Annotated in this window: 12 protein-coding genes; 4 read left to right on the top strand and 8 right to left on the bottom strand. The window is 66.0% G+C overall.

What is annotated here, in order from left to right; all coding sequences use genetic code 11:
• Positions 1 to 158: 158 nt before the first annotated feature.
• From PA01_06115 to PA01_06095, 6 genes are all read right to left on the bottom strand, one after another.
• Positions 159 to 503, bottom strand: a complete 345-nt coding sequence (locus tag PA01_06115; protein ID KON81238.1) for a hypothetical protein — start codon at positions 501 to 503, stop codon at positions 159 to 161.
• A gap of 12 nt (positions 504 to 515) precedes the next feature.
• On the bottom strand, positions 516 to 1,691 hold the full coding sequence (locus tag PA01_06110; GenBank protein ID KON81237.1) for a hypothetical protein: 1,176 nt from the start codon (positions 1,689 to 1,691) through the stop codon (positions 516 to 518).
• Positions 1,692 to 1,719: 28 nt separating this feature from the next.
• Positions 1,720 to 2,676 (bottom strand): hypothetical protein, encoded by a 957-nt coding sequence (locus PA01_06105; GenBank protein ID KAI5913051.1) that lies wholly within the window; start codon positions 2,674 to 2,676, stop codon positions 1,720 to 1,722.
• A 50-nt stretch (positions 2,677 to 2,726) separates the two neighbouring features.
• Entirely contained in the window at positions 2,727 to 4,157 is a 1,431-nt protein-coding gene (locus PA01_06100; GenBank protein ID KON81236.1) for an IS1182 family transposase, read from the bottom strand.
• Between the two features lie 32 nt (positions 4,158 to 4,189).
• Positions 4,190 to 4,600 (bottom strand): MBL fold metallo-hydrolase, encoded by a 411-nt coding sequence (locus PA01_18630; protein KAI5913050.1) that lies wholly within the window; start codon positions 4,598 to 4,600, stop codon positions 4,190 to 4,192.
• Positions 4,601 to 4,758: 158 nt separating this feature from the next.
• A complete protein-coding gene (locus tag PA01_06095; protein ID KON81235.1) occupies positions 4,759 to 5,487 on the bottom strand; it encodes a glutathione S-transferase in 729 nt (242 codons plus the stop codon).
• Between the two features lie 382 nt (positions 5,488 to 5,869).
• Here PA01_06095 and PA01_06090 point away from each other — a divergent pair, with 382 nt between their 5' ends.
• The 4 genes from PA01_06090 (at position 5,870) to PA01_06075 (ending at position 11,716) form a co-directional block, all read left to right on the top strand.
• Positions 5,870 to 6,421 carry a DUF2760 domain-containing protein gene (locus tag PA01_06090; GenBank protein ID KON81234.1) on the top strand — a complete coding sequence of 184 codons (552 nt, stop codon included), beginning with the start codon at positions 5,870 to 5,872 and terminating at the stop codon, positions 6,419 to 6,421.
• A complete protein-coding gene (locus PA01_06085) occupies positions 6,418 to 8,262 on the top strand; it encodes an Hsp70 family protein (GenBank protein ID KON81233.1) in 1,845 nt (614 codons plus the stop codon). The genes PA01_06090 and PA01_06085 overlap by 4 nt, the downstream gene beginning before the upstream one ends.
• A 5-nt stretch (positions 8,263 to 8,267) precedes the next feature.
• Positions 8,268 to 11,036 (top strand): hsp70 family protein, encoded by a 2,769-nt coding sequence (locus PA01_06080; GenBank protein ID KON81232.1) that lies wholly within the window; start codon positions 8,268 to 8,270, stop codon positions 11,034 to 11,036.
• 143 nt (positions 11,037 to 11,179) lie between these two features.
• Positions 11,180 to 11,716 (top strand): DNA starvation/stationary phase protection protein, encoded by a 537-nt coding sequence (locus PA01_06075; protein ID KON82343.2) that lies wholly within the window; start codon positions 11,180 to 11,182, stop codon positions 11,714 to 11,716.
• A gap of 56 nt (positions 11,717 to 11,772) precedes the next feature.
• Here PA01_06075 and PA01_06070 read toward each other — a convergent pair whose 3' ends face one another.
• Together PA01_06070 and PA01_06065 are read right to left on the bottom strand one after the other, a co-directional pair.
• Positions 11,773 to 12,255: a hypothetical protein gene (locus PA01_06070; GenBank protein KON81231.1), complete on the bottom strand. Its 483-nt coding sequence runs from the start codon at positions 12,253 to 12,255 to the stop codon at positions 11,773 to 11,775.
• Between the two features lie 8 nt (positions 12,256 to 12,263).
• Positions 12,264 to 12,635, bottom strand: a complete 372-nt coding sequence (locus tag PA01_06065; GenBank protein KON81230.1) for a DUF6152 family protein — start codon at positions 12,633 to 12,635, stop codon at positions 12,264 to 12,266.
• Positions 12,636 to 12,749: the final 114 nt, after the last annotated feature.

Below are 12,749 nucleotides of genomic sequence, written 5' to 3'. Positions count from 1 at the left end.
TGCCGATCACGCCCTGGCCTCAATGTGCCGATCACGCGCTGGCTCCATTGTGCCGATCATCAACTGGCTCCTATGTGCCGGTCGGTGACACGAGCCGCACTATCCGAAGACAGGCCGGAAGGGGGACCGGCCGCCGATCGGGTTGGCTCTCTCCCTAGCTAGTTTCCCAGCAGCAAACTCCTGCCGTAATGAGCATCCCAGCCGAGCTCCCCGAAAGGTTCCACTATTTGCCCCTCATCGATTCGGCAGAAGGGCTGGAAGCAGCCTTCTGTTTCCCCATAATAGGGTTCCCGCTTGATTCCCCATTCAGTTGTCCAGTCGCGAGGGCCGGGTCCTGTCTTGATACCCACCCTGGCAATGACCCGGAAGTCGGTCCCATCCCATAGCCCGACGTTTCCGTTTCGGCCCCGTCCGACATACCAGGAGCCGAGCCTCAGATCGGAGAGAGGGACCTGAACATGAAGGATTGCGTCCGCTTTCTTGCCCATTAAACGATCGCTCATCCGGCTCTCCTCTCAAGATTGCAGAGCATCCTCGATCGCTAATCGCACGTCGCTGCCCTCAACACGGGCTTCCACGGATCGACCCAAAGGTCCGAAGGTGAATCGAACCGACACTTCAAGACCTTCCAGGCAACCCTCCCCCAAGAAATCCCTGAACTGCTTCCTGACCCAGGCCTCGTATTGCTGGCGTTGCTCGCAGGAAAGCATGAAAGGCTGATTCAAAATATCGCTTCGCTTCGATCCCGGCATCGGCTGCCCGACACCGTTGGCGATTTCTAGAAAACGATCGCCAGGAATCCAATTCGCCCTGATCTTTGTGCCTCGGCCACTTTCGACCGAGTCCCACTTATACAGCCGCGACTCCAGGTATTCCGGGCTTGCCTTTCTCAGCGCTGGCTCGCCCCCTGTAAATCCGACCTCGATCGTTGCCCCCCTCTTGGCGCATTCTTCCTTAATCATCAAAAAATCGACTCGGGAATCGTAATTGTCGCGATCGCAAACCTCCTGTTGCCCGTTGCGGCTGCGCCGGCTGCTCGAGTCAAGCACCTCAAGAGATCGCTTGATGGCTCGCCATTCTCCAGAGAAGGGCCCGGCAATATCGTCTGCGAGATCGCCAAAGGAGAGGACTTTGTCCATGCGCTCGAACTCGGAATGCCCGGCTGTCTTGACGACATTCGGAACAAGATATACGACTCTGGCCTTCCTGCACTCCGATACTGCCTGACGGAAATCGGGAAGCGCCTTATCCAGTTCTTCAAGAACGAATTGGTACTTGCCTGACTCCGTCGAGTTTGCTGCGATCGTCTGGAAGTTGTTAAGCAGAAAATCAGCTCCCCCCTCGTTGATTTCGTCTCTTTTCTTCAAGTAGATTCCGGCCTGCTCGGACGAAAAGGTCGTATCCGTTGTCTTGAGTTCAAGGAGTACCAACTCCTTTCGCGTCTTGTTGAAAAGCAGCCAATCGATGTTCGTCGATTGATTGTCGTCCGTCTTCTTCAGCGGAAACTCCGGACACAGCATTACGTAGTCCCCAGACAGGACTGGATCCTCGGCGAGTGTGGCCGTGAGAACATCCGCGATGAAGAAACCCAGCACCGGTCCGACGACTCGCTCGACTTGGACCTTCGGAATGTTGGCTCCCTTCATGATGTGATTCATCAATTCGGGGATAAAGCCTGTTGTGCTTGACATGGTTTGCACCTTCAATTTAAGAGTACGTTCATAGGTCCCACCATTCGCCGTCTTGCCTTATCACCACGTTGGCGAACTGCTGGGCATATTTATCTGGTGCAAAGCTGTGGATGGGTACCAACTGCTTTGCGCCAATTGCTGCTGCGAAACGCGTGAGGTCTGCTGGGCTCGCATGACCGGAGGTATGAATGTATTTCATTTCAATGCCGAGCTGCTCGAGCCAAAGTTGCATGGACCTATAGGAATCCTGTTCAAGGTAGCCTAGCCATTGCGAATAGACGAAGCTGGCGCCTTCCAAGCATCCTGCGGCCTCCAAGTCCTGCATGTGCAAGGGTCGGAAGAGTAAGACGACCTTGGAAGCCATCGCCTTGAGGTCTTCCCGATATATCCGATTTACCGAATGCCGTTTCAGTACGTCGAAGGCTTGGTTCTTCACAACCTGACGGCGCTGCCGCTCGGGAGTGAAGAGCGCAACTTGAGGCCAGCACGACTGAGGTATGTTCTCGTTGCCCGTCGCCTCGAGCACTGCAGCGGCATACAGGTCGATGACCATTGTGCGTCCGCTTTGTTTGCAGGCGCGATATAGGGTAACGACGCGGTCGATGTTCTGCGCCGACGCATGCAGCATAACTATGCCATATGTTGCGCGGAAAATATTCGCAAGCTGTTTTTCAAGATCGGTTTCGCTCGGAAAATCATCCTTCGCATCCAGGCGGGATTGGGTCGATCCTTCCATCAGCAAGGTGTCGACATCTTCCGGAGGGTGGTTGATGAGCAAATTGAATAGCTTTCCCTTTCGCCCGTGGGCACGGAAATCGCCGCTGTAGAACAGACGCTTGCCACCCGCCTCCACGAGGAGGGCATAGGCGTCGTAAGCAGAATGATCGACGAGGTACGGCGTGATCCGGAAGGGGCCGAGGCTGTGTAAAAACGGTTCAACCTGCGCTGCCCGGCGTCCGCGTCGGCAGGACTCTTGGCAATTCAAGTCATTCGCTGGCGGCGAGGCGGCGTTATTGAGGACGTAATAGACCTGCTTCAGGCCCGCATCGCTGCCATCAGTGCCTCGTTTCCCATCAGATTCATTACTCGCTTCAGGTTGTACGCCAGAACGTGCAAACTCATCTCCGTTCGGACGCGTTCGAGGCCCTTGGTCAGAAAGTGGGTCGCGCCCATCCACGCCTTGAGGGTGCCGAAGGGGTGTTCGACCGTCCGACGTCGGATACGCATACTGTCCGGCGCTTTATCGAGCCGCGCCTGCATGACCTCCAGCTCTTCCTCATGCACCCAGCGGCTCACACGCCGATAGTCACTCGGGGTGCATTGGTGCTTGAGGGCACATCGCGGGCAGGATGAGCTCCAGTAGCGATTCATCGTCAGCCTCGCCTCGACTCGCGCAAAGCGCCAGATCAGGCGCTCGCCGGCTGGACAGACGTACTCGTCGTTGTCACGGTCGTACACGAAGTCTGCCCGGTCGAACCGCCCCTCGGCTTTCGCGTTGGAAGTCGTGCTTTTCGGAACGAGCGGCACGACGCCGGCTTTGTGGCAGGCGAGGATTTCCTCGCTCTTGAAATAGCCCCGATCGGCGATTGCCGTGAGGTACTCCACTCGCATCGCCTTGCGGGCCTGCTTGCCCATCTTGCTCAGTTGATCTCGGTCCAGCCCGTCGTTGGTTACCTCGTGGGCGACGATCAGGTGGTTCTTGGTCTCGACGGCCGTCTGCACGTTGTAGCCGACGATGCCCGTGCCCCGCGTCTTCATCGAGCGGGCGTCGGGATCCGTGAGGGAAACCTGCTTGTCGGGCGCGTTCTCGAGCTGCACGCCGATCGCTTCGAGTTCCTTCATTCGCGCCTTCAGCGTCGTAATCTTGTCCTGCAGTCGCTCCTTCTTCGCCTGGGCCACAGCCGGCTCTTGCCGGTCAGCGCTGTCCATCTCGACCAGGTAGCGCTCGATGCTCGATTCGATCTCTTCCATGCGCCGTTGCAGCTTGGCGCTGGTGAAGTTGCGATCGCGGTTATTGACTGCCTTGAATTTGCTGCCGTCGATCGCGACCACCGCTTCGGCGAACAGTCCCAGTTCGCGGCACAGCACGACGAACTGGCGACAGACGCCACGGATGCCCTTCGGATTGTCCTTGCGGAAGTTGGCGATGGTCTTGAAGTCGGGCGTCAGGCGTCCGATGAGCCACATCAACTCCAGGTTGCGCTGAGCTTCGCGCTCCAGGCGCCGACTCGACTGGATCCGGTTCAGGTAGCCGTAGATGTAGAGTTTGAGGAGCGCGGCCGGATGGTAGGCGGGGCGTCCGGTGGCCGCTGGATCGACGCCAGCGAAGCCCAGCTTGCGCAGATCAAGCTCATCGACGAAGACGTCGATCACCCGTACCGGATTTGTCTCGGCGACAAAGTCATCCAGACTCTCGGGTAGTAATGCGCTCTGTGTCCGGCACTGTCCTTCGATGAATCGTTTCATGGCACCCGATCACCCTGACAACAATGCCAATATCATGCCATAAGAGGCGTTTTTACACAGCCTCGGCCGATTGCCAAAGACTTCAGGTGCTCAAGCTCCGGGCCGTCCAAGGCTGGCAAGGGCTGCCCGGTGAATGGCGCGGCGGCTTTTATGATTCTCCTGGCCGCTGCGCCCATGCAGACCGGCGTGTGAGCCCGTAGATGGTGGAGCAGACCGTAGTGGTCGATATGCGGATGGGAAATTACGACTGCCGACAGCTCGTTGGTGATGCGAGGCACCAACGCCGCGTCGGTCGGCTGCCCGTCAAGTGGAAGCCCAAAATCAAGGGCGATACGGCTGCCTTCGTGTTCGATCTCTACACAGCTGCCGCCGATTTGCCGTGTGCCGCGATGAACGCAAACTCTCATTTTTCTCTCGTCTGTTATCCATACCTCGTATTCCATTTAGGGGGGCGAGAAGTTTAGCTGCGCGAGCTCGAGAGTGTGAAAAATGTCACGCTCGTCGCACGGTCGTGTCGGGCTGAGCGGTCACCACGGCCAGCGCAGTGGCGCCGGACGGGCGCCGCGCGGACGCTGACGAAAGCCCCTGCTCTGGGGCCGGCCTAACGGTCGAGCTCCGGGTAGTGACGGAAAATGCCTTCTTCGCTGAACGGCAGGCGCCGATCCGACGCGAGATACGCGGCGAGGCGCGGGCGGCGGGCGACGCGGGCGTGAAGCTCGACGAGGCCGGGACAGCCCGGTTCGAGGCGCGCCATCGTGCGCGGGAACGCGTAGCGCAGGCCTGCGACGACCTGGAACATCGACAGGTCTGCGTACGACAGCGTGTCGCCGACGAGGTAGCCGCTGCGAAAGCTGTTCTGCGCGCGGACCTGCTCGAAATAGCGCAGGAACTTCGGCAGCCGGTTCTTCGTGAAATCCTTCGCGCGGCGCAGCGCTTCGGGTTTTTGATCCTCGTAATACAGGCTGCTCGCGATCGGGTGGTGGGTGTCATGGATTTCACCGACGAGGTCGGCGATCGTCAGCTGCAGCTGATGCGCCCAGTGCCGCCCCGCTTCGGTCTTCGGCGCGAGGCCGAGCCGCGGGCCGAGATACAGCAGGATGTTCGCGGTCTGTCCGATCACGAGGTCGCCCGCTTTCAGGAACGGCGGCGCGAACGGCACGTGTTCGAGCGATTCGCCGTCGAGAAGCCGCAGCAGCGCGGCCAAGCCCCGGCCGTTTTCCTCGGGCAGGCGGGCGACGTCTACGTAGTCGGCGCCGGCTTCTTCGAGCAGCAGGCGAACGAATTCGCCGCGCCCCTGGATCGAGGGCCAGTAATACAGTTCGTAGCGCATGAGGACGTTCTCCCGCAATGATTGGCGCAAACCGCGTCGGCGCTCGTGCCGCGGGCGGCGCGCCGCGCCTGCCCGGATGGTACGATCCGCACGCTGGCGCGGCTGCTGACCGGTCTCGCTGTCATTGTGGGCGCCAGTCGCAGAATCGACTATATTGCGTCGCACCATCCCTGGCGCCGGCCAGCCCGCGCCGGCCGATGATGTGACAACCGGAATTGAATTGCGGTGCCCGGCGCAACGGTTCCCGGACGGGGAGTGCCGGCGGCCCGCCGACGACATCGCCGGAGCATGAACCGCTGGCGCGCGTGGGCATTCCGCTGCCGGCAGGCGCGATCCCCGCTCCGCCGGTGCCGGACCACTACAGGACCTACAGGATCTTTTCATGGCTCAGACCGCTCCTTCTTTCATGCGCCGACTGTCGCTCGCGTTCGGCGCATTCTTCTCGATCATCGGCAACCGCGACTTCGCCGCGCAGGTCATGCGCCTGCGCGCGGGCGCTGACGTCGCCGCGCCGGCCGCCGAAGCGGCCTCTGCTGCGCCTCCGCTGCGCGAAGTGCCGCACGAGGCCGCGCTCCAGCTGCTCGGCATGCTGCAGCGCGAAGCCCGCCTCATCGATTTCGTCGAAGAGGACATCGCGGCCTATTCCGACGCCGACGTCGGCGGCGCGGCGCGGCTGGTGCATGCCGGCTGCCGCAAAGTGCTGCGCGAGCATTTCAGCATCGAGCCGGTGCGCGCCGACGCCGAAGGCAGCCGCGTGACGCTCGGCGAGGGTTTCGACGCCGCGGCGATCCGCGTCACCGGCAACGTCGTCGGCAAGCCGCCGTTCACCGGCACGATCAGCCACCGCGGCTGGCGCGTCACCGACGCACGCCTGCCGAAGCTCGCCGAGCATCATGACGCGTCGATCGTCGCGCAGGCGGAGGTGGAGCTATGAGCGAGCCGCGTTTCGTCATCGGCATCGACCTCGGCACGACCCACTGCGCGCTGTCGTACGTCGACATTGGCGGCAGCGACGGCGAACACGCCGCGCAAGAGGTGCTGGAGATCCCGCAGCTGACCGGCCCCGGCGCCGTCGAGGCGCTGCCGCTGCTGCCGTCCTTCCTCTACCTGCCGCACGAGAACGAGCTCGGCGAAGGCGACCTGACGCTGCCGTGGGCGAGCGCGCAGGACTACGTCGTCGGCGAATTCGCGCGCTCGCGCGGTGCCGGCACGCCGATCCGCCTCGTGTCGAGCGCGAAGAGCTGGCTGTGCCACCCGGGCGTCGACCGCAAGGCGGCGATCCTGCCAGCCGATGCGCCGGACGAAGTCGCGCGGATTTCGCCGCTCGAAGCGTCGGTGCGCTACCTCGCGCACCTGCGCGACGCGTGGAACGACGCACAGCCCGACGCGCCGTTCGACGAGCAGGACATCACCGTGACGATCCCCGCATCGTTCGATCCGGGGGCGCGCGAGCTGACTGCCGAAGCCGCGGCCACTGCCGGCTACCGCCATATGACGCTGCTCGAGGAGCCACAGGCGGCGCTGTACAGCTGGATCCAGATGAGCGAAGGGCAGTGGCGCGACGAAGCGAAACCTGGAGACATCCTCCTCGTCGTCGATGTCGGCGGCGGCACGACCGACCTGTCGCTGATCGCAGTCGTCGAACGCGACGGCAACCTCGAACTGCACCGCGTCGCAGTCGGCGAGCACATCCTGCTCGGCGGCGACAACATGGACCTCGCGCTCGCGTACGCGGTCGCGCGCAACCTCGCTGCCGCGGGCACGCAGCTCGACGCGTGGCAGATGCGCGCGCTCGCGCACGCGTGCCGCGGCGCGAAGGAGACGCTGCTCGGCGACGCGACGGTCGACGCCGTGCCGATCGTCGTGCCGAGCCGTGGCGCGAAGCTCATCGGCGGCTCGATACGCACCGAACTCGGGCGCGAGATGCTGACCGTGACGATCGTGGACGGCTTCTTTCCGCCGGCCCAGGTCAGCGACCGGCCGCTGTCGCGCGCCCGCGCCGGCCTCACGCAGCTCGGCCTGCCGTATGCCCAGGACGCGGCGATCACGCGCCACCTCGCGGCGTTCCTCGGCCGCCAGCTCGGCGCGACGGCCGAGCTCGAAGGTTTCGGCGCGCAGCATCCGGCCGACGCGAGCTTCCTGCATCCGACCGCAGTGCTGTTCAACGGCGGCGTGTTCAAGTCCGCGCTGCTCGCCGATCGTGTGCGGGCGACGCTCGACGGCTGGCTCGAAGCCGAAGGCGCGGCACCGGTGCGCGTGCTGCAGCGCGCCGACCTCGACCTCGCGGTCGCGCGCGGCGCCGCATATTACGGCTACGTGCGGCGCGGCCGCGGCGTGCGCATCCGCGGCGGCACTGCGCGCGCGTACTACGTCGCGGTCGAATCCGCGATGCCGGCAGTGCCGGGCGTCGAGCCGCCGATCCAGGCGCTGTGCCTCGCGCCGTTCGGCATGGAGGAGGGCAGCGACGCGGCGCTGCCGGCGCAGGAGTTCGGCCTCGTCGTCGGCGAACCGGTGCGCTTCCGCTTCTTCGGTTCGTCGGTGCGCCGCCAGGACGAAGTCGGCACGCTGCTCGACTTCTGGGCGCCTGACGAGCTGCAGGAGCTCGAGGAGATCGAGGCGAGCCTGCCGGCCGAAGGCCGCGCTGCCGGCGAGATCGTGCGCGTGAAGCTGCATGCGCGCGTCACCGAAGCCGGCACGCTCGAACTCGAAGCGCTGCCCGCGGACGGCAGCGCGCGCTGGAAAGTGTCGTTCGACGTGCGCGGCGGACAGTCCTGAATGCCGTGAAACCTTACCTCGTCGGGATCGACCTCGGGACCAGCAATACCGTCGTCGCGTACGCGGCGCCGGGCGATGACGCGATCGCGCTGCTGCCGATCGATCAGCTCGTCGCCGCGGGCCAGGTCGCGGCGCCGCCGCTGCTGCCGTCGCTGCGCTACCATGCGGCGCCGGGCGAACTGAGCCCGGACGACCTGCAGCTGCCGTGGGCGGCGAGCGATGTCGCCGGCGTCGAGCCGGTCGTCGTCGGCGCCCTCGCGCGCGAGCTCGGCGCGCAGGTGCCGGGACGGCTCGTCGCGAGCGCGAAAAGCTGGCTGTCGCACGCCGGGGTCGACCGCAGCGCGCCGATCCTGCCGTGGGGCGCAGGCGACGACGTCGCGAAAGTGTCGCCGGTCGAGGCAAGCGCGAGCTACCTCGCGCACGTGCGCGCGGCGTGGAACGCGCGCTTCCCGGATGCGCCGCTGGAGCGCCAAGAGGTCGTGCTCACCGTGCCCGCGTCGTTCGACGAAGGTGCACGGGCGCTGACGCTCGAAGCGGCGCGGCTCGCGCAGCTGCCGGCGCTGCGCCTCCTCGAGGAGCCGCAGGCGGCGTGCTACGACTGGCTGTTCCGCCATCGCCAGAGTCTCGCGGCGGAGCTCGAGGCGACACGGCTGATCCTCGTCTGCGACGTCGGCGGCGGCACGACCGATTTCACGCTGATCCGCGTCGCGATCGAGGACGGCGAACCGCGCCTCGCGCGCATCGGCGTCGGCGACCACCTGATGCTCGGTGGCGACAACATGGACCTCGCGCTCGCGCACGTCGTCGAGACGCGCCTCGGCGCGGCCGACGGCAAGCTCACCGCGGCCCGCTTCTCGCAGCTGCTGCAGCGCTGCCGCGGCGCGAAGGAACAGCTGCTCGGCCAGGCCGCGCCCGAGCGCACGACGGTGACGCTGCTCGGCGCGGGCAGCCGGCTCGTCGGCGGCGCGCGCTCGGTCGAGCTCGCGCGCGACGAAGTCGAGCACCTGATCGTCGACGGCTTCCTGCCGCGTATTGGCGCCGATCAGCGCCCTGCCCGGCGGCGCGCCGGCATCGTCGAATTCGGCCTGCCGTATCCGGCCGATCCCGCGATCACGCGCCACCTCGCGGCGTTTCTCGAGCGACACGCCGCCGCGTCGCGCGAAGCGCTCGGCGCGGAGGCGCCCGAAGCGCCCGAGCTGCCGGTGCCCGACACCGTGTTGCTCAACGGCGGCGTGTTCCGCGCCGATGCGCTGAGCGAGCGGCTGCAGCACGTGCTCGGCGGCTGGCGTGGCCAGGCGCTGCGCCTGTTGCACAACGACGACCCGGACGTCGCGGTCGCGCGCGGCGCCGTCGCGTACGCGCTGGTGCGCGCCGGGCACGGGCCGCGCATCGGCGGCGGCTCGCCGCGCAGCTATTTCCTCGTCATCGAGGGCGACGGGCCGTCGCGGCGCGGCGTGTGCGTGCTGCCGCGCGGCACCGAAGAAGCGGTCGAAGTGCATCTGCCGGAGCGCAGTTTCGCGCTGAAGCTTGGCCAGCCGGTGCAGTTCCACCTCGTGTCGTCGGCTGCCGACACGCCGCATCGGGCAGGCGATCTCGTCGATGTCGCCGGCGATGACTTCGTGCGCCTGCCGCCGATCGCGACCGTCATCCCGGCGGCCGGCAGCGGTGCCGTCGACGTGCCGGTGCGGATCGTCGCCGCGATGACCGAAGTCGGCACGCTCGACATGCATTGCGTCAGCATCGCCGAGCCCGCGCGCCGCTGGCTGCTGGCGTTCCAGCTGCGCGGCGACGGCGCGGCGCAGGCCGAGACGGTCGCGGCGCTGCCGCCGCGCTTCGCCGACGCGGTCGAAGCGGTCGAGCGCGTCTTCGGCTCGCGCTCGCACGAGCTCAGCGGCAAGGAAGTGCGGCAGCTGCGCGGCCAGCTCGAGCACCTGCTCGGCAAGCGCGAAAGCTGGGACGTGCCGCTGCTGCGCGCATTGTTCGACGTGCTGTGGGAGCGCGTGCGCCGGCGGCGCCGCTCCGCCGAACACGAGCGCCTGTGGCTCAACCTCGCCGGCTACTGCCTGCGCCCCGGGCTCGGCTATCCGCTCGACGACTGGCGCGTCGAGCAGTTGTGGACGCTGTTCGGGCAGGGCATCCAGTACGTGCGGGAGCGGCAGAACTGGTCGGAATGGTGGACGCTGTGGCGCCGCGCCGCGGGAGGCCTGGGTGCGCCCGAACAGCTGCTCGCGCTGCAGGCGGCCGGCGAACAGCTCGAAGCCGACGCCGCTGCGCAACGCGCCCGCCAGCCGGTCGGGACGCGGGGCAGCTTCGAGGATCTGGTGCGCCTGGCCGCGTCGCTCGAGCGCGTCGACGTCGAGCATCGCATCGAGATCGGCGAATGGCTGATCGAGCGGCTGCAGAAACCCGCGGAAAAGCACAACGCGTGGTGGGCGGTCGGGCGCATCGGCGCGCGCGAGCCACTGTATGGCAGCGCGCACAACGTCGTGCCGGCGGATGTCGCGGCGCGCTGGCTCGATGCGATCCTCGCGCTCGACTGGAAGCGCATCGAATCCGCGGCGTTCGCCGCCGCGCAGATCGCCCGCCTGACCGGCGACCGCACGCGCGACCTGCCGGCCGAACTGCGCGACGAAGTGGCGCGGCGGCTCGTGGCGATCAATGCGCCGCCGAGCTGGGCCGCGATGGTGCGCGAAGTCGTCGTGCTCGAGGAAGCCGAGAAATGGCGCGCGTTCGGCGAATCGCTGCCGCCGGGGCTGCAGCTGCTCGACCACTGAGGGCGTGATCTTCCCGGCATGCCGACACGGACGCTGCGCAGCGCCGCGATAATGCCTTCGTCCTGAGTCCTGCCGCCCCATCCCGTATATAGTCCTGCACGGGCAATGCACCGATTTCGTTTGCTTTCGACAAGGAGAACAGCATGGCATCGAAGAAGCAGGACAAGCTGGAAAAACAGGACAAGCAGGAAAAACTGGAAAGAGGGGCGGCAAGGATCGACATCGGGCTGAGCGAAGGCGATCGCGCGAAGATCGCGGACGGTCTGTCGGCGCTGCTCGCCGACAGCTACACGCTGTACCTGATGACGCACAACTTCCACTGGAACGTCACCGGGCCGATGTTCAACACGCTGCACGTGATGTTCATGCAGCAATACACCGAGCAATGGACCGCGCTCGACCTGATCGCCGAACGCATCCGCGCGCTCGGGTTTCCCGCGCCGGGGACCTACCGCGAGTTCGTCGAGCGCGCGTCGATCAGGGAAATCGAAGGGGTGCCGAAAGCGCTCGACATGATCCGCAGCCTCGTCGCCGCGCAGGAAGCGACCGCCCGCACCGCGCGCAGCCTGTTTCCGGTCGTCAACGACGCGAACGACCAGCCGACCGCCGACCTGCTGACGCAGCGCCTCGAAGTGCACGAAAAGACCGCGTGGATGCTGCGCAGCCTGCTCGAAGACTGACAGTCATCGCGCAACCTGAGGAGGGACGGCGGCGGGCGCGGGTGCGCTGCCCGCCGTCAGACGAAACCGAGCAGCCTGCCGAGCAACAGCGTCGTCAGCCAGATCGCCAGCGACAGGCTGCCGGAAAGCCGCAGCGCGTGCGTCGTGCCGGTCGTCTCGGCGCCGATCGCGTGCCGCCACGTCGCGCTGCGCCGCAGCACGAGCGCATTGGCGACGCCGGCGAGCACCAGTGCCATCTTGGTCCAGAACACCGGCAGCGCGGCGTAATCGGCGGGCTGCACGATGAACAGCAATGTGCCGGTGGCGATCGCCAGGATCGCGCCTGCGGCAGCGAACGGCAGGATCGTGCGCGCGAACAGCGCCACCGGCAGCGACGGCCACACGCCGATCAGCCGCGCGTCCATCGGCACGATCGCCCCAACCAGCAGCGCGATGCCGAGGATGTGGGCGGCGCTGACGACCGGGTAGAGCCAGATCGAATGCCGCAGATGGACCGATAGCGCCGACGCGTCGATCGCGGCGAGCAGTTCGCCGAACATTCCCGCCCCTAGTCGCGGTCAGGGTACAGGTCGTACGTCGTGCCGCCGATGATCACGCGCTCGGCCTTGATGAGTTTCTCGCCGGGGCGCGCCGAGCGGTGACCCGAGATCGTGACCTGCACGCCTTCGACGAGCATCTCGTCCCGCAGTCCGGCGCGTGCGTTGCGCCACGGCTGGCCGACTTCCGCGACCCATTGCTCGCCGTCGACGTAAAGCGTCACGCGCCCGTGCGGATTGCCGAGCCGCACCGATTTCACGACGCCGGTGAGCGCCGAGTTGTCGGGCTCGGCCCAGTTCCAGCCGTGGTGCGCGAGCGCCGGGCCGGCCACGACGAGCGCGGCGAGGAATGCGGCGAGAGGGGCGGGGTATCGAACGCGCATGAGACGCCCTCCGGTGGACCGTCAGCAGAGCGGGGGCGCACCTGCTGCCTGCGCACCGCCGCGGATCGCGATTCGACCACGCGGCACGCGGACAATTCCATGCAGCGCCCGCTG

It is taken from the genome of Azoarcus sp. PA01, from assembly GCA_001274695.2.
GTDB lineage: Bacteria > Pseudomonadota > Gammaproteobacteria > Burkholderiales > Rhodocyclaceae > Aromatoleum.
Note: the sequence above shows the minus strand (reverse complement) of the source record. Positions and strands in the feature narration are given on the sequence as shown.

Bases quoted from the DNA above. Each gene is read 5' to 3' on its own strand.
- PA01_06090 (KON81234.1), top strand. From the start codon at position 5,870: ATGGCTCAGACCGCTCCTTCTTTCATGCGCCGACTGTCGCTCGCGTTC.
- PA01_06110 (KON81237.1), bottom strand. From the start codon at position 1,691: ATGTCAAGCACAACAGGCTTTATCCCCGAATTGATGAATCACATCATG.
- PA01_06075 (KON82343.2), top strand. From the start codon at position 11,180: ATGGCATCGAAGAAGCAGGACAAGCTGGAAAAACAGGACAAGCAGGAA.
- PA01_06115 (KON81238.1), bottom strand. From the start codon at position 503: ATGAGCGATCGTTTAATGGGCAAGAAAGCGGACGCAATCCTTCATGTT.
- PA01_06095 (KON81235.1), bottom strand. From the start codon at position 5,487: ATGCGCTACGAACTGTATTACTGGCCCTCGATCCAGGGGCGCGGCGAA.
- PA01_06070 (KON81231.1), bottom strand. From the start codon at position 12,255: ATGTTCGGCGAACTGCTCGCCGCGATCGACGCGTCGGCGCTATCGGTC.
- PA01_06100 (KON81236.1), bottom strand. From the start codon at position 4,157: ATGAAACGATTCATCGAAGGACAGTGCCGGACACAGAGCGCATTACTA.
- PA01_18630 (KAI5913050.1), bottom strand. From the start codon at position 4,600: ATGGAATACGAGGTATGGATAACAGACGAGAGAAAAATGAGAGTTTGC.
- PA01_06085 (KON81233.1), top strand. From the start codon at position 6,418: ATGAGCGAGCCGCGTTTCGTCATCGGCATCGACCTCGGCACGACCCAC.
- PA01_06065 (KON81230.1), bottom strand. From the start codon at position 12,635: ATGCGCGTTCGATACCCCGCCCCTCTCGCCGCATTCCTCGCCGCGCTC.